The following is a 16009-nucleotide window of genomic DNA, read 5'->3' as shown; positions in this document are numbered from 1 at the left end:
GCCATGCTCCTGCTGCCGCTCTTGCTGGTGGCGCCGCTGGGCGAGGCGCTCGAGCGCCGGCGCGACCGGCTGCACGACCGCGAGGTCGAGCGGGCCTGGGGCCAGACCTGGATGCGGATCCACGGGCCGCGCGCGCGGCTGGCCGGCTCAGAGACCTGCGGGCTTGACGAACTTCAGGATGAATCGGTCCGCCGTGCCGCGCTTCCCCGCCGCCGCCGCGGCCGGCGGCGCCGCGTTCCAGTCGCGCGGGTCGTCCGGGTTGCGGAGAAATTCCGCCGACCCCGCGCGCTCGAAGCCCGCCTGTAGCACCTCGTCGACCACGATCGACTCCTCGACGCGGTGGAGCGACTCGGCCTCGCTCGCGCCGGCCCCCGCCCGCGCGCTGTGGTCGACGAGCACGTAGAAGCCGCCGGGCCTGAGCGCCGCGAAGATCGCCCGGTTCATGCGCGCGCGGTCGGTGCCCATCCAGTAGGTGTCGTGATAGAAGAGCACGTTGATCACGCCGTCGAGCTCGACGGCCTCGGGCGGCAGCGGGTCGTCGAACTCGCGGTCGACGCGGACCACGTTGCGCAGCTCCGGCGACCTCAGGCGCTCGGTCCAGGCCGGCTCCAAGAACCGCTCGGTCACGAACTTGTTGTTCTGCGCGTAGACCACCCCGTCGGGCCCGACGGCGCGCGCCAGCAAGAAGGTCGTGTAGCCGCCGGCGGCGCCGAGGTCGGCGAGCCGCATGCCCGGGCGCAGGGCGAGGAACCGCAGCAGGTCGGCGGGTTTGCGCCCCGGGTCGAGCTCGCGCTCCGCGGTCGGGCGGGCCGGGTCCTCGACGATCGCGCGGATGGCCGCCTCGTCGAGCCCGGCGTCGACCTCGGGTGCGGCGACCACGGCCGGCTCGGCCGCCGGGCGACAGGCGGACAGCGCGAGGAGGAGGAGCGCGGCGAGGCTGCGGAGCATCGCCGCGCACGCTAGCACCGCGGGCCCGCGGCGCCGATTTTTCGGCGCTTCACAGCGGCACCGCGGCGCCGCGCAGCCACAGATCGGCGAGGCGGTCGTCGTGCATCACCGGGGTGACGAAGTAGCCCTTCGGCCGCGAGTCGGCGATCGCCTGCGCCGACACCAGCGGCTCGTCGGTCACCACCCGCGCGCCGGTATAAGAAGCATGGACCAGGCGGACGTCGCCGCCGTCGACCACGACGAAGCCGATGTGATTGGCGAGGCCGATGATGTAGAGGCCGTCGCCGAGGCCGGCGATCTCGGCCGCGAGCGTCTCGCCCGGGACGCTGAAGTAGCGGTGCAGGTCGGCGGCCGCCGGCGCGAGCGCCTTCTGCACCTGCAGCGCCGGCGCCTGCGCGTACTTGTAGCGGCTCGACAGGGCGAGGCCGGCGTTCTCGAGCACCGCCGCGACGAAGTAGCCGCACGCGACGGTCATGCCCGGCGCGTGCGGGCGGTCGGCGGTGCTGTTCTTGCCGAGGCCCCACGGCATGCCCAGCCAGGCCGGGAACACCTCGCGCACCACCGTGGTGCGGAAGTACGTGCGCGCCTCGGCGCGGACGGCCGCGCGCGTCGCCTCGTCGCCGGCCCTCGCGTAGCGCGCAGCGAGCCGCGCCCGCTCGGCCGCGACGGCGGCGAGCGTCGCCGCGAATTCGGCCGCCGGGGCCGGGCTCGCCGCGGCGCCGGCCGCCGCGGCGGCAGGCTCGGCGTCGGCGCGACAACCTGTCCCAGACGACATGACCGAAGCGACAGCGACGATGACGCAGCCGAACCGGGGCGAATGACGGGCGAGCACGCGCACGCCGCGGCAACGCCCGGGCCGGCCGCGGCATTCCCGGGCCGAGAGATCGCCACTCGAGGACAGATGTGACCGTCCGCGATCCCTGGCTCACCCGGTCGTCGAGCCCGGCGCATCCGCGTCGGCCGGACGCATCACGTTCGCCGCCGAAGCCGCGCCGACGCGGCGCGTTCGCCCGCATCGCGCCGCGCTCGCCCGCGTGGTCTCACGCCCGCTGCTGCCCCGCCCGGGCGCGGACGTGCGAAGCTCCGCGCGTGCCCGGCCTGCCCGTCTGGACCCGCCTCTGCCCCGTCGACGTCACGCGTCACCCCGTCCTCGCCGGCGTCGCCGAGCTGCTGGCCGCGCCCGAGACCCGGGCGGCGCTGCACGAGGGCCAGCGCGCCGGCACCTACCCGGCCGAGGTCGTCGCGCAGCTGCGCCGCATCGGCGTCGCGCGCCTGTTCACCAGCGAGGCCGAGGTGTTCCACCTCTGCGGCCTCAACGCCATCGCCGCGGCGGTCGACGGCTCGCTGGCGATCACCCTCGGCGTCAACGCGCTCGCGCTGCTGCCCGTGCACCTCGGCGCCGCGCCCGAGCTGCGCCGCCGCGTGTTCCGGAAGATCGACGACGGCGCGTTCGCGGCGATGCTGCTGACCGAGCTCGACCACGGCTCGAACCTGCTGCGCAACGAGGCCAGCGCCGCGCCGCACGCCGACGGCGGCTATCGCCTCAGCGGCGAGAAGCACCTCATCAACGGCGCCACCCGCCACGACGTCCTCGTCGCGCTGATGCGCACCGCTCGCGGCGGCGCGGTCGCGTTCGGCGACTTCTCGGTGTTCTGCGTCGACCGCGACGACAGCGTCGAGGCCCTGCCGCGCTGGTCGACCCTGCCCGCGCGCGCCGCCGACATCGCCGGCGTCCGGTTCCACGGCACACATGTCCCCGAGGACAGCCTCGTCGGCAAGCTCGGCGACGGCTTCAGCCTGGTCCAGCGCACCCTCACCCTGTCGCGCGGGGGCATCAGCGGGCTCGCGTCCGGCTGCGCCTCCGGGGCCCTGGCCCTGGCCCGCGAGTACGCCCACACCCGCGACGTCTACGGCGCGCCGATCGTCGGCCTCGACGCGATCGCCGATCACCTGGTCGCCCACGCCGAGCTCGACCTCGTCACCGCCGCCATGGCCGTCAAGGCGGCGGTGGCTGCCAACGCCATGGGCATCGGCGCCGCCGTCTACACCGCCGCGGCGAAGCTGGCCTGCTGCGCCCTCGCCGAGGAGGCGGTCGAGCAGGGCCGGCGGGTCGTCTCGAGCCGCGCGCTCCTGGCCGAGCAGCCGTACGAGCGGTTCGTCCGCGACGTCACCCTCTACGGCGTGTTCGACGGCACCAGCCACCTGATGCTGAACGATCTCAGCCTGCGCCTGCCGCAGATCGTCAAGGCCCGCGACGACGTCGAGCCGACGCTGCCGCGCCTGGCCGCGATGTTCGCCGCGCCCGCGCGCCCGCTCGCCGCGCTCGGCGACGCCCGCGCCCCGGTGCGCCACCTCGACCTCCCGACCCACGCGAAGGCCCTCGAGGCGATCGACGGCGGCGTCGGCTTCACCGCCTTCGTCGCCCTCGCCGACGCCGTCGTCGCCCTCGGCCGCGGCCTCCGCGGCCACAGGGCGTGGAACGACCAGGGCGTCCGCTTCGCCCTCGCCGAGGCCCTCGCCTGGCTCGAGTGCGCGTTCGCAGTCGTCGAGCTGGCCGACCCGCCGCGGCGCGCCGCCGTCGGCGCGCCCGCCTTGCCCGAAGAACAGGCTGTCTCTCGGGACATCCTCGTCGGCGCCCTCGCCGGCCTCGGCCTGCGCGCCCGCGCCCGCCTGCTCGCCGTCGCCGCGGCCGCCGACCTGCCTGTCCCGGCGGACATGTCCGAGGTCGAGCGCGACCTCGTGGCCGTCCGCGCCGCCGCGCGCCCGGGGGCGCGCGCGTGGGTCCGCACGCCCCTGTCCTGAAGGACAGCTCACTCGCTGACCACGACGAGAGCGCCGGCATGACCTATCGACTCGAGCGCGAGCTGCCCACCGACACGGCGATCGCCCAGCTGCGGTTCGACGCCGCCGGCGAGCGGCTCGCGCTGGTCACGAGCGACAAGAAGGACAGCGTGCGGCTGCTGCGGAGCCGCGACCTCGCGCCGCTGCCCGCCCCGCGCTTCATCCGCCACGACCTCGCGTTCACCGACGACGGGTCGCTGATCGTCGCCGGCAAGACCGTCCAGCGCTACACCCTCGGCGAGGCCGGGCCCGGCAAGCCGGCGCTGTCGATCGAGGGCGACAAGAAGGGCCTCACGCGCCTGGCCGTGAGCCCGGACGGCCGCTGGCTGGCGACCCACAAGCACCTCGACGCGCTCGAGCTGTGGTACGTCGGCGACCCCGAGCCGACCCGGCGGGCGACCGTGCGGGCCAGCGCGCTCGTCGACCTCGGCTTTCGCCCCGACGGCGCCCAGCTGTGGTTCACGAGCCGCGTGTCCCGCCCGCTGCTGCTGCAGACGATCGACCTCGACCCGGCCGGGTCGAACCTGCAGCCGACCGCGGAGCGGCCGCTGCCCGCCGTGTTCGTCTACAGCCCCGTGCGCGTGGCCCCGCGCGGTTTGATCGCGGTGAGCGACGAGTTCAACGACCTGGTGCTGCTCGAGTGGGGCGGCTTCGCGGCGCGCCCGCTCGGCCGCCGCGGGCTGTGGGGCGAGCGCTTCCCCGAGGACCTCGCCGTCGCGCCCGACGGCAGCCACGTCGCCGTCACCGGCCGCGACGCCGACTCGCGGCTGCGCGTCACCGCGGCGGCCCTGAGCGGCGACGGCGAGCCGTTCACGTTCCGCTGGGACGGCCGCGCCACCAGCACCGCCGTCGCCCTCTCGCCCGGCGGCGCCCGCCTGGCCGTCGCCGCGCGGACCGCCCCGAGCACCCTGTACATGTTCGCCCGGACATGACCTATAGAGCATGCCCTTCTCGGCATGCCCTTGAGAACATGACCCTCAGGACAGCTCCGGACCCGGCCGCTCGGCGACCCCGCGGGCCAGCCTGCCCAGGGTGCGCACCGCGTGGGCCAGCAGGTCGGACCACGGGTAGCCGCAGCTCATGCGGATGCAGTTGGCGAACCGCGGCTTGGCCGAGAAGATCGGCCCGGGGGCGATGCTGATGCTGTGGGCCAGCGCGCGCGCGTGCAGCTCGAGCGCCGAGGTCCCGGGCGGCAGCTCGACCCACAGCACGAAGCCGCCGGCCGGGCGCGACACGCGGGTGCCGGCAGGGAAGTGCTCGGCGATCGCGGCGCTGACCTGCTCGACCTGGGCCGCCAGCTTGCGCCGCATCGCCCGCAGGTGGTGCTCGTAGCCGCCGTTCTCGACGAAGTCGGCGATCGCCAGCTGCGGCAGCGTCGGCGTGGCCACGCTGTTGGCGAACTTGAGCTGTTCGACCTGGTCGCGGAAGCGGCCCGGCACCGCGTAGCCGACGCGGTAGCCGGGCGCCAGCGTCTTGGTGAACGACGAGCACAGCATCACCAGCCCCGCCTCGTCGAACGCCTTGGCCGGGCGCGGCATCGCCGGGCCGAAGTACAGCTCGCCGTAGATGTCGTCCTCGATCAGGGGGATCTCGCGGCGAGCCAGCATCTCGACCAGCCGCTGCTTGGCCGCGTCGCTCATCGACGCCCCGAGCGGCTGGCTGATCACCGGCAGCGTCAGCACCGCCTTGATCTTGTGGGCCGCGAGCGCCTCCTCGAGCGCGTCGAGGTCGATCCCGCTGCCCGGCTGGCACGGGATCTCGAGCGCGCGGATCCGCAGGCTCTCGATCAGCTGCAACAGGCCGAAGTACAGCGGGCTCTCGATCGCCACCGTGTCGCCCGGCTGGGCCACCGCGCGCAGGCACAGCCCGAGCGCCTCCATCGCGCCGACGGTGGTCACGACGTCGTCGGCCGCGATGGCGCAGCCGCGTTCGACCGCGCGGCGGGCGATCTGCCGCCGCAGCGCGGGGCAGCCCGGGGGCGGGTCGTAGGCCACGCCGACGGCCCCGGACGCGCGGGCGATCCGCGCCAGCGTCGCGTTGAGCCGGTCGGTCGGCAGCAGCTCCGGGCTCGGGGTCGCCGCGCCGAACGGCACGATGTGCGGGTCACGAGCGGCGCCGTAGACCTTGGCCACCAGGCTCGCCACCGACACCTTCGACGGCGTCGTCGACGTCCGCGGCGCTCGCGGCTCGGGCAGCGCCGCCCCGCGCCGGCGCACGTAGTGGCCCGACTGCGGCCGCGCCTCGATCAGCCCCGAGCCCTCGAGGTGCTGGTACGCCTGGATCACCGTCGACACGCTCACGCCCTGCTGCTGCGACAGCCGCCGCACCGACGGCACGCGGTCGCCCGGGCGCAGCGCGCCGCGCTCGATCAACGCGGCCACGTGTGCGGCCACTCGTTCGTAGAGCAACGCCTGCGCGTCCACGACACCAGCCTACCCCGACGCGGCAGGTACGACCAGCACAGCCGGCCTCCCGCGCGACCGCCACAGTTTGCAGCCAGCGGCAACTGTACTGGTCACATTGTGCACTTTCTGAATCTGTTACGGTCGGGGTCGCCGGCCCATGCTCTGGCCATGGCTTCCACCTCCGGCGTCTGGATCGCCCCGCCCGTGCGGATCGCCTGGGACCGGGCCGCCGCGTCCGTGGCGCGTCCGGCCCGCGAGGCCCCGGCGCGGGCGCGGCCGCCCCTGATGATCGTCGCGGCCTTGCTCGCGGTGTACTTCCTGTGGGGCTCGACCTACCTGGCGATCCGCGTCGCCATCGAGACGATCCCGCCGTTCACGCTCGGGGCGCTGCGCTTCCTGCTCGCCGGCGGCGGCCTCTACGCGGCGCTGCGCATGCTCGGCGCGCCGCGGCCGAGCGCCGCCGAGTGGCGGACCTCGTTCCTCACCGGCGCGCTGCTGTTCGTCGCCGGCAACGGCTTCGTCGTGCTCGGAGCCCAGTGGGTCAGCTCGGGCCTGGTCGCGCTGGTGGTCGGCACCATGCCGTTGTGGGCGGCCCTGTTCGGGCGCGCGGCCGGCCAGCCGCCGACCCGCCGCGAGTGGCTGGGCCTCGGCCTCGGCTTCGCCGGCGTCGCCGTCCTGCAGCTCGGCGGCGAGCTCGCCGCGGCCGGCGCCGGGGCCTTGCTCGTCCTGCTCGCGCCGGTGTGCTGGGCTCTCGGCGTCGTGCTCGGCCGCTCGCGCCCCCTGCCGGCCGGGCCGATGGGCGCGGCCACCCAGATGCTGGCCGGCGGCCTGATGATGGGCGCGCTCGCGGTCGTCCTCGGCGAGTCGATGACGGCTGTCCCTTCGGTCAGGTCGATGCTGGCCGCGCTGCACCTGGTGGTCAGCGGCTCGCTGATCGGCTTCACCGCCTACGGCTACCTGCTGCGCCGCACCCGCCCCGCCGTCGCCAACAGCTACGCCTACGTCAACCCGGTGGTCGCCATCGTCCTCGGCGCCGCCCTGGCGGGCGAGGCCGTCGGGCCGCTCACCTGGCTGGCCGCCGCGGTCATCCTGTCCGGCGTGGTCGTCATCGGCCTCGGCGCCAGGCGCTGAGCATGGCCCCAAAGGCATGTCCTCAAGGACATGCCCCGGTCGCCGCGATCACGCAGCCTCTTCCGCCAGCTGCTGGAAGCTGCGGCGGGCCAGCTCGAGGTTGTTGTTGTCCCACGGGTGGAAGCTCGGGCGCAGGTACTCGCGCAGCCCGCGGAGGAACACCCGGCGGACGATCGGCTCGCGCTGCTGGGTGGCGCGCAGCTGCCTGGCGGCCTCGCGCAGCCCGAGGCCCTTCTCCTGGCGGAGCAGCATCGTCGCGCCCGCGACCCAGAACGCGCCGAGCAGGACGGTCGCGAGCGCCATCCCGGCCATCCGCAGCGCGTAGCTCGGGCGCACCGACTTCAGCACGTCGAAGGCCACCGCCTTGTGCTCGATCTCCTCGGCCGCGTGCCAGCGGAGCAGCCGCTGCATCTTCGGGTGCACCATCTCGAGCGTCCCCTGATGCGCCAGCGCCCCCTCGGCCATGATCGCCGTGTAGTGCTCGAGCGCCGCCGTCACCGACAGCCGCAGCGCCGGCGGGCTGATGCGCTCGATCGTGTCGAACGCCACCTTCTTGTAGATGCGCAGGAACGTGTCGATGTCGTAGCCCTGCTGCCGCAGCGTCTCGAACACCCGCTCGTGCTCGTGGGCGTGGCGGCCCTCCTGGCCGAAGAAGCCGCGGATCTGCTCGCGCAGCTCGGGGTCGTCGATCTCGCCCATGTAGTGGCGGACCGCGCGGACGAAGAAGCGCTCGCCCATCGGGAAGATCAGGTGGAGCGCGTTGCCGATGGCTGTCGACACCGGCAGCCCGGCCATCCAGTAGCGCGGCATGTCCTCGAGGTCGAAGTCCATGGTGCGCGGCTTGATCGGTCCGAGGTCGGCGGGGGCGTGTTGCATCGGGGTCCTCCTGTCTCGACCAGCCTACCGCCTATTGAACTCAAGTCAATAACCCCAAACGCCCCCTGTGACGGGCGCCGTCAGGCCTCGCAGGCGGGAGCGCGGAACCGCGCTCAGTCGGCGAGGTCGTGGAGGATCCACGGGCTCGGCCGCAGCGACGGCTCGACGCGCGCCAGGTCGACGGTCGGGTCGATCAGCATCTGCGGCGCGCGCCCGTTGAGCGCGACGAGGGCGACCGCGCGGATCTCGATCGCCGGGTGACCGCGGCGTCGCAGGTCGTCGGCGAGGTAGTGGGCGAACTGCAGGATCATCTCCGGCCGCCCGCTCATCTCCTCGCGCTGCCACCCGGTGAGCCGCCCGCGCGTCTCGATCTTCCACGTCTCGCCGCGCTCGGGGTCGGTGGCGTAGAAGCGGACGTAACCGTCCTTGTCGCGCAGCTTCATGCGCCAGGCGAACTTGTGGCCCTCCTCGGTCCAGGCGACGTCGCCGGGGTACAGCCAGTGGCGCAGCGGGAACAGCAGCTGCCAGGCGACGTAGACCCCGAGGCCCGTGAGCAGCGCCCGCTGCGAGCGTCGCAGCCGCGCCGGCGGGGCCGCCGGGAGCGGGGCCGGCCAGGGCGGCGCGCCGACCAGCGCGGCCGCGCGGTTCCGCAGGCGCCGCGGCCAGTCGGGCTCGAAGAAGATCGTGGTGGCCGCCATCATCACCCACGGGAAGATGCCGATCGAGAACACCGCCGTGTTGATCAGGTGGAAGCACAGCGCCAGCGCGAACGCCCACGCCCGGGTCCGCCGCCACAGCAGCGCCGGCACCACCAGCAGGTCGAACACCAGACCGCCGTAGCTGAAGAAGTACGGCGCCCACCACTCGCGCAGCAGGGGCCCGACGAGCGGCAGGTCGTCGCGCTCGCGCAGCCACATGCGCATCGGCTCGCCGCGCAGCCAGTCGGGGTTCAGCTTGGCCAGCCCGGCGTAGAAGTACGGGATCCCGATCTGCGCCCGCACCAGCCACAGCGCCCACGCCGGGGCCGTCGGGTCGTGCAGCCGCGGCCGCAGCCAGGCGTCGACCGAGCCGGCGCGGTGGGCCGGCACGAAGATCATCAGGAAGCTGATCAGCGCGATGAGGTAGATGTGATTGAGATAGACGCCCTGCTCGAGCAGGAACACGTACGAGATGCCGAGGAAGAACACCGGCGCGGCGGCGCGGTAGCACAGGCCGATCGTCACGCACAGCGCCGCCAGGCCGAGCACGCCGAACACCACGTACATGCCGTCGCCCGGCAGCGGCCGCACCCACGCGAGGCCGTGGAACGTGAAGTGGAACTCCGGCTCGATGTACACGTCGGCGATCTCCGGCAGGTCGCGCCACACCTCGATGAACATGAGCAGGCCGAACAGCACGCGGAAGCAGACGAGCGAGGCGATGTCGACGGTGGCGAACAGCCGGCGCGCGAGTGAGGCGCGCGGGGCGACGGAGGGCGCAGCGGACGTGACCATGGCGCCGGCATAGCGCCGATCGGCGCGCGTGCAGGGCCGGTCGTCGCAGGTCCGCACGCCCGCGCGCGCGGCCGCTACGGAGCCGACACCGCGGCGAATCGGCGGGGTCGCCACGCGGATCCGCAGCGGCCGCAAATCATAGGAGTACGAGCGAGCGGCCACCCCGCCCGGGGCCGCCGCGCCCGCTCGGCCATTACAGGCCATTACGTTTGCGATCGAGCCCGCTTGATGGCCCACGGCACCCGACGCATAGACGCGTATCCGTCTGTGCCACTCGTCAGTGGGGCATGGGGAGGAGGAGTGTCATGCGAATGAGAGTGAACGAGTACACCTGGATTCATACGTCGATCTTCGCGCTCGCCACCGCGTTCATCACGTCGGCGTGTGACGAGGCCGAGCAGATCGAGGACGAGGACCTGGCCGTCGAGGCGGTCGAGGACGAGGAGACGCCCGAGGCCGGGCAGGTCGACGGCGAGGTCGACGCGCTGACCGACCTGACGGCCGACGGCGAGGAGGCCACCGACGACGAGGTCCGCCGCCGCCGCGACGACGACGACGACCACGGCCGTCGCCGTCGCCGTCACCACCGTCATGGCCGTCGCCACCACGACGACGACGGTCACGGCCGCCACCACGGACGCCACGACGACGGTCACGGCCGCCACCACGGACGCCACGACGACGGCCACGGCCGCTACTGATCGACCGCGCCCGCACGGCCGACCGCGGACCCGCCTCGCGCGGGCGCGGCCGGCCGCGTCTCGCCGGAGAGTGCACCCATGTCCCCCCGAAGCCGAACCATGCTGCTCGCGGCCGCTCTCGGCCACCTCGTGCTCGTCGTGACCGGTGGGCTCGACATCTGCCTGTGGGAGACCGGGGCGCTCGGCAGGGTCCTGACCTACTACAGCGCGCTGACCGGGGCCGACACCGGCTACGGCTTCTTCGCCCCCAAGGTCGCCAGCCCGCCGACCGCCGCGTTCACGCTCGTCGACGTCGACGGCCGCGCGATCGTCGACAGCCTCCCGCCGGGCATCACCCGCGAGGCCGACATCCGCGTCGAGGACCTCCTCGAGGTGTTCGACCACCGCCGCAGCGACGACCGCATACGCGCGCGCCTGGCCGCGTCGTGGGCCGCGACCCTGTTCGCCCGCCACCCGCAGGCCGCCAGCGTGACCGTCGACATGGGCTTCCGCCGCACCCCGTCGATGGCCGCCCTGCGGCGCGGCGCGGCGCCCCGCTGGCGCTCGGTGTACCGCGCCCGCGTCGTCCGCCCCGCCCGCGGCGGGCAAGGAGGTGCGCCGTGAACCCCCGCGTCGACGCCGTCGCCCGCGCGGTCGATACGTTCTTGTTCGCCCCGGCGCGCGCGGCCCCGCTGGTCGCCCTGCGGATCGGACTCGCGGCCGTGCTGCTGGCCCAGGCGGTGCAGGTCGCCCCGCTGTTCCACGCGCTCTACCACCACCGCGGCCTGCTGCGCGGCCCGCTGAAGGACACGTTCGACTCGAGTCACTTGCCGTCGCTCGGCGAGCTGCTGGCCTCGCCGTACGAGTCGCAGATCCTGGCCGTCCTCGCGTTCGTCTACGTCGCCGCGCTGATCGGCATGCTGCTCGGCTGGCGCACCCGCGTCAGCGCCGGCGTCGCCTGGCTGCTGCACTTCGCGTTCATGCGCCTGGCCCCGGCCACCAACTACGGCGCCGACGACTTCGCCAACATCTTCCTGTTCTACGCCACCGTCGCGCCCGGCGGCGCCTTCCTGTCGCTCGACCACCGGGCCGGTCGGGCCCGCGACGTCCCGCGCGACAGCAACCGCCTGGCGATCCGCGTGATGCAGATCCACCTCTGCATCGCCTACCTGTTGTCCGGCGTCGAGAAGGCGAGCGGCGAGCAGTGGCGCGACGGCGAGGCGATCTGGCGCTCGCTCGTGTCGCAGGGCTACGAGCTGTTCGACTTCACCTGGCTCGCCCACGTCCCGTGGCTGGCGGCGGTCGCGGGGTGGCTGGTGCTCGTCATCGAAATCGGCTACGCGGTGTTCATCTGGCCGGCGCGCACCCGCCGGCTGTGGGTGGCGGCGGTGGCGGCCATGCACGCCGGCATCGGGGTATTCATGGGCCTCCACGTGTTCGCGGCGGTGATGATCGTGCTGACCGTGGCCATGTTCGGCGTCAGCGCGGAGCCCGCTGTGACAAGTTCGCACGGCCGTGACTTCTTGCCCTCGCCGGCCGCGACTTCGGGTACCGTGAACCGTGGCCAGGGCGCCCCGCCGCAACGAACCCGATGAGGCACGCGAACGCGCGCGCCTGCAAGTCGACGAACGTCGGGCCCAGTTGGTCGAGCTGGGCCTGAGGTTGTTCAGCGAGCGCAGCTACGACGAGCTGTCCATCGACGACATCGCCGGCGCCGCCGGCATCTCGAAGGGGCTCCTCTATCACTACTTCTCGAGCAAGCGCGAGTTCTACGCCGCGACCGTGCGCAGCGCCGCCGAGTCGCTGCTCGCCCGCACCGACCCCGCCGGCGACGGCCCCGACCCCGAGGCGCTGCTCGCCGCGCTCGACCAGTACCTGCTGTTCGCCGAGGAGCACGCCAGCGCCTACGTCGCGCTGATGCGCAGCGGCGTCGGCCACGACGCCGAGGTCGCGGCGATCGTCGAGGACACGCGCGCCCGCTTCGTCGCCCGCCTGGCCGGCCGCCTCGGCCTCGCCGACATGACCCCGCGCGTGCGCCTGGCCCTGCGCGGGTGGGTCGGCTTCGTCGAGGGCTCGAGCCTCGACTGGCTGGCCCGCCGCGACCTCCCGCGCGAGGAGCTGCGCGACCTGCTGGCGCAGCTGCTGCTCGCCACGCTCATGGCCGTCGACGCCGCCCCGCCCGAAGTCGCCGCCTAGGCGCCTGTCCAGGCAGTCGCGCGGGGCAGGCCTTCGCGACGTCGCGCGACGCTTCTTCATGCCATGAGCACGCATACGCCGGCCCGGCGCAGGCGAGAGCCCGCGGCCGGACCGGCCGGGCGAGCGCGACGCTCGTGGTGTCAGTGGTGGTTGTTGTGGTGGTTGTCGTCGTCGTCGTCGTCCCAGTCACGCTCGCCGAAGCACCACTTCTCGAGGCGGTCGCCTTGGCGCTTGCAGTGCTTGCGGGCGCGCCGCTGGCAGTAGTCGCGGTTGCCGCGGATGCGGATCTTCTTGGTCACCGCCTTGTAGCGCCAATCGTCGTCGCAACGGGCCAGGCAGTAGCCGCGGTTGTGCTCGTCCCAGTCGTCGTAACACTCCCAGCGCGCGCGCTCGCTCGGGTCGACCGCGTCGGTGAATTCGAGCTCGTCCGTCACGAGCTCGCCCTCCGCGGCCGCGACGTCGTCCGCGAGCTCCTCCACCGGCTGCTCCGGCGCGGCCACGGCCGCCACGGCGAACAGACCGGCCTGCAGCCAGGTCAGTGCATTGAAGAACAACATGACACCTGTCTCCTCTCGCTATTCGATCCAACCCACGAATCATGGGCGCCGCCGCGTGCATTGCGGCAGACAGTCGAACCATGAGCCTGGTCGCCGGATCCGTCGAGCGGCCTCTGCCGCGAAATATCGCCGTGGCGGGCCGCCCGCGCCGCCTCTCAGCGGACGGTCGACAGTATGATGATATGTCCTAAAGGACATCTATGATGAAAAGAGCGAGTCCGCGCATTGAGCCGCGCGGCCCGCCCCGCGTCAGCGCTCGCGGTCGCGCCGCGCCAGCACCACCGCCGCGACGGCGACGCACAGCGCCGTGTACGCCAGCAGCACGCCCCAGACCTCGACCACGTGCGCCGTCGACGGGTCGTAGTCGACGGTCGGGTAGATCGGGCAGCTGAGGGGGTTTCCGGGGATCGTGCACGCGGCGAAGTCCCGCGGCGGCTGCAGGTGCGTCAGCGACCCGAACGCCTCCATCGCCCAGCGCGCGCTCGTGACGTACGACAGCGGCGCGAGCCCGGCCGGCAGCGACACCAGCGCCAGCGCCAGCAGCAGCTGCGGCACCAGCACCAGCGGCACCACGCTCATCGCCCGGTCCGACGTCGACGAGGTGCTCGACAGCAACAGGCCCATGCCGAGCCCCGACAACGAGCTCAAGAACGTGGTGACCAGCAGCGCGCCGAAGAACCCCAGCCCGGCCACGCCGCGGACCACCGCCACCGGCCCGGTCGCCGTGAAGGTCGTGACCGCGGCCGAGAAGTCGACCTTGATCGCCAGCACCGACAGCAGCACCACCGACTGCACGAGGCAGATCGCCGCCAGCACCACGAACTTCGCCAGCAGGTACGGCCCGATCCGCAGGTTCGCCAGCCGCTCGCGGCGGTAGATCGCCCGCTCCTTGGTCAGCTCGCGCGCCGAACACAGGATCCCGCACCACACCGCCACCAGCGCGACGAGGAACAGCACCAGCCGCCCGTGCGAGCTCTGCAGGTCCTGCAGCGCCGTCGGGCGGGCGACCAACACGAGGATCGCGCCGATGATCGGCGCCTGCAGCAGCAAGGTCACCAGGTTGCGCCGGTCGACCGCCAGCAGCCGGATGTTGCGCCGCACCAGGATCAGCCACTGCTGCCACGCCGACACCCGCGCCGGCTCCGGCCGGTCCTCCGGCGTCACCGCCCCGACCCGCATCGACGTGAGCGACGTCGCCGAGCGGTTCTGCTGCGACGTCGTCAGCTTGCTCGGCTTGACCGCGGGCGCACGTGTCCCTCCGGCCAGGCGCTCGACGATGTAGCGCGTCCGCGCGTCCGAGCGGCGGTACCGCAGCTCCCACAGCTCCGCCAGCGACGGCTCGCCGCGCTCGTGGGCCTCGCGCCAGCGGCCGTACTCGGTGCGCAGCTCGCCCTGGACCAGCGGATGCGACTCGTGCGCGTCGCCGTCGACCTTGGTGTAGATGTCGGCGAAGTCGCCGCTGCGCACCCCGAAGTGCTGCAGCGCGTCGGCCGGCGGCCCGAACCACACCAGCCGCCCGTCGGCCATGAAGGCGATGTGGTCGCACTGGTGGATGTTGGCCGTCGCGTGGGTGACCATCACGATCGTGCGCCCGCCGTCGGCCAGGCGGCGCAGCGTGTACATCAGCCGCTTCTCGAGGCCCGGGTCGAGGCCCGAGGTCGGCTCGTCGAGGAAGAACAGGCTCGGGTCGGCCAGCAGCTCGGCCGCGATCGAGACCCGCTTGCGCTGGCCGCCCGACAGCTCGCTGATGCGGGTGGTGCGGCGGTCCTCGATGTCGACGTCGGCCAGCACCCGCTCGACCCGCGCCGCGATCTCGGCGTCACCTGTATCTTCGGGCAGGCGCAGCTGGGCCGTGAAGCGCAGCGCCTCGTCGACCGTGAGCGTCTGGTGGAGGATGTCGCTCTGCGGGACGTAGCCGATCGAGCCGCGGTAGGCGGCGAAGTTGGCGTAGTAGTCGTCGCCGTTGACCAGCACGTCGCCCTCGCTGGCCCGGCTGAAGCCCGACAGCGCGCCGAGCAGCGTCGACTTGCCCGCCCCCGAGCCGCCGACGATCGCCACGAACTCGCGCGGCTGGATCGCCAGCGACACGCGGTCGAGGATCACCTTGCCGCCCCCGACCACCCGCATCAGCCGCCGCGCCTTGAGCTCGATCGCCCCGCGGTGGTCGTACGAATCGAGCGAGCGCCCGTCGTACACCAGCTTGAACGGCCCCACCTGAATGATGTCGCCGCGCGCCAGCCGCTTGCTCTGCTGGACCCGCTCGCCGTTGACGAAGGTGCCGTTGGCGCTGTTGAGGTCGCGGACCTCGTGCCCCTCCGGCAACGCCCGCACCGTCGCGTGCCGCCGCGACACCAGCAGGCTGGCCAGCGTCAGCTCGCAGCCCTCGCGGCCGATCGTCACCTCGGGCAGGTCGAGGCGGCAGCGCGGCACCTGCTGGTCGTCGCTCGGCGCCAGCGTCCGCGCCAGCCGCTGGTAGGTGATCGTGACGAAGCTGCCGGTGTACGGGTCGCCGACCCGCAGCACGTCGCCGTGGCGCAGCTCGTGCTCCGGCACCTGGTGCCCGTTGAACATCAAGCTGCACGGGCCGCCGAGGTCGCGCACGCGGTAGCCGTCGCCGACGCCCGTCGGCTCGAAGCGCAGCTGGTGCGCCGCGACGAACTCGGCCTTGACGATGATGCGGTTGTCCTCCGCGCGACCGAGGCGGAACGCCTTGCCGTCGAGCGGGTACGGCACCTCGCGCTTGTTCGGCTCGCGCACCACGAGCCGCGACGCTTGCAGCCGCACGGCCCAGGTCACTTCCGGCGGCGGGTCATCGCTGTCGGGCGTCAGGTCCAAGCAGGCCTTGTCTTCGCAGGATCCAGCCAGGATCCGTAAATGTCAAA

Annotated in this window: 14 protein-coding genes; 7 read left to right on the top strand and 7 right to left on the bottom strand. The window is 73.2% G+C overall.

The window, feature by feature from the left end; all coding sequences use genetic code 11:
* Nucleotides 1–147 precede the first annotated feature (147 nt).
* The gene (locus tag K7C98_RS07830; RefSeq protein WP_224190947.1) at nucleotides 148–948 is read right to left on the bottom strand and encodes a class I SAM-dependent methyltransferase; all 801 of its coding nucleotides are present in this window, start codon (nucleotides 946–948) and stop codon (nucleotides 148–150) included.
* 49 nt (nucleotides 949–997) lie between these two features.
* Complete coding sequence (locus K7C98_RS07825; protein ID WP_224190946.1) at nucleotides 998–1723, bottom strand: hypothetical protein; 726 nt, start codon at nucleotides 1721–1723, stop codon at nucleotides 998–1000.
* Nucleotides 1724–2037: 314 nt separating this feature from the next.
* Here K7C98_RS07825 and K7C98_RS07820 point away from each other — a divergent pair, with 314 nt between their 5' ends.
* Both K7C98_RS07820 and K7C98_RS07815 read left to right on the top strand, forming a co-directional pair.
* Nucleotides 2038–3750: an acyl-CoA dehydrogenase family protein gene (locus K7C98_RS07820; RefSeq protein WP_224190945.1), complete on the top strand. Its 1713-nt coding sequence runs from the start codon at nucleotides 2038–2040 to the stop codon at nucleotides 3748–3750.
* Between the two features lie 38 nt (nucleotides 3751–3788).
* Entirely contained in the window at nucleotides 3789–4721 is a 933-nt protein-coding gene (locus K7C98_RS07815; RefSeq protein ID WP_224190944.1) for a WD40 repeat domain-containing protein, read from the top strand.
* 45 nt (nucleotides 4722–4766) lie between these two features.
* Here K7C98_RS07815 and K7C98_RS07810 read toward each other — a convergent pair whose 3' ends face one another.
* Complete coding sequence (locus K7C98_RS07810) at nucleotides 4767–6212, bottom strand: PLP-dependent aminotransferase family protein (protein ID WP_224190943.1); 1446 nt, start codon at nucleotides 6210–6212, stop codon at nucleotides 4767–4769.
* A gap of 150 nt (nucleotides 6213–6362) precedes the next feature.
* Between K7C98_RS07810 and yedA the strand changes: the two genes are divergently transcribed.
* Nucleotides 6363–7325, top strand: coding sequence for a drug/metabolite exporter YedA (gene yedA / locus K7C98_RS07805; RefSeq protein ID WP_224190942.1), 963 nt, complete (start codon nucleotides 6363–6365; stop codon nucleotides 7323–7325).
* A gap of 48 nt (nucleotides 7326–7373) precedes the next feature.
* Here yedA and K7C98_RS07800 read toward each other — a convergent pair whose 3' ends face one another.
* Both K7C98_RS07800 and K7C98_RS07795 read right to left on the bottom strand, forming a co-directional pair.
* On the bottom strand, nucleotides 7374–8201 hold the full coding sequence (locus tag K7C98_RS07800; RefSeq protein ID WP_224190941.1) for a metal-dependent hydrolase: 828 nt from the start codon (nucleotides 8199–8201) through the stop codon (nucleotides 7374–7376).
* Between the two features lie 113 nt (nucleotides 8202–8314).
* Entirely contained in the window at nucleotides 8315–9694 is a 1380-nt protein-coding gene (locus K7C98_RS07795) for an HTTM domain-containing protein (protein WP_224190940.1), read from the bottom strand.
* A 305-nt stretch (nucleotides 9695–9999) separates the two neighbouring features.
* Between K7C98_RS07795 and K7C98_RS07790 the strand changes: the two genes are divergently transcribed.
* The 4 genes from K7C98_RS07790 to K7C98_RS07775 all read left to right on the top strand — a co-directional run bounded on the left by K7C98_RS07790 (nucleotide 10000) and on the right by K7C98_RS07775 (nucleotide 12570).
* The gene (locus K7C98_RS07790) at nucleotides 10000–10395 is read left to right on the top strand and encodes a hypothetical protein (protein WP_224190939.1); all 396 of its coding nucleotides are present in this window, start codon (nucleotides 10000–10002) and stop codon (nucleotides 10393–10395) included.
* A gap of 78 nt (nucleotides 10396–10473) precedes the next feature.
* Nucleotides 10474–10998 carry a hypothetical protein gene (locus K7C98_RS07785; protein WP_224190938.1) on the top strand — a complete coding sequence of 175 codons (525 nt, stop codon included), beginning with the start codon at nucleotides 10474–10476 and terminating at the stop codon, nucleotides 10996–10998.
* A complete protein-coding gene (locus tag K7C98_RS07780) occupies nucleotides 10995–11969 on the top strand; it encodes an HTTM domain-containing protein (protein ID WP_224190937.1) in 975 nt (324 codons plus the stop codon). Before K7C98_RS07785 ends, K7C98_RS07780 begins: the two co-directional genes overlap by 4 nt.
* A 46-nt stretch (nucleotides 11970–12015) precedes the next feature.
* The gene (locus K7C98_RS07775) at nucleotides 12016–12570 is read left to right on the top strand and encodes a TetR/AcrR family transcriptional regulator (RefSeq protein WP_224190936.1); all 555 of its coding nucleotides are present in this window, start codon (nucleotides 12016–12018) and stop codon (nucleotides 12568–12570) included.
* Between the two features lie 140 nt (nucleotides 12571–12710).
* On the opposite strand, the gene K7C98_RS07770 is transcribed toward K7C98_RS07775, so the two are convergent.
* Together K7C98_RS07770 and K7C98_RS07765 are read right to left on the bottom strand one after the other, a co-directional pair.
* Entirely contained in the window at nucleotides 12711–13127 is a 417-nt protein-coding gene (locus K7C98_RS07770; RefSeq protein ID WP_224190935.1) for a hypothetical protein, read from the bottom strand.
* A gap of 249 nt (nucleotides 13128–13376) precedes the next feature.
* Nucleotides 13377–15962, bottom strand: coding sequence for an ATP-binding cassette domain-containing protein (locus K7C98_RS07765; RefSeq protein ID WP_224190934.1), 2586 nt, complete (start codon nucleotides 15960–15962; stop codon nucleotides 13377–13379).
* Nucleotides 15963–16009 lie beyond the last annotated feature (47 nt).

Origin of the sequence: Nannocystis pusilla (assembly GCF_020073745.1) — a bacterium.
GTDB classification, from domain to species: domain Bacteria; phylum Myxococcota_A; class Polyangia; order Nannocystales; family Nannocystaceae; genus Nannocystis; species Nannocystis radixulma.
The sequence above is the reverse complement of the archived record's forward strand: the minus strand, read 5'-3'. Positions and strand labels throughout refer to the sequence as shown.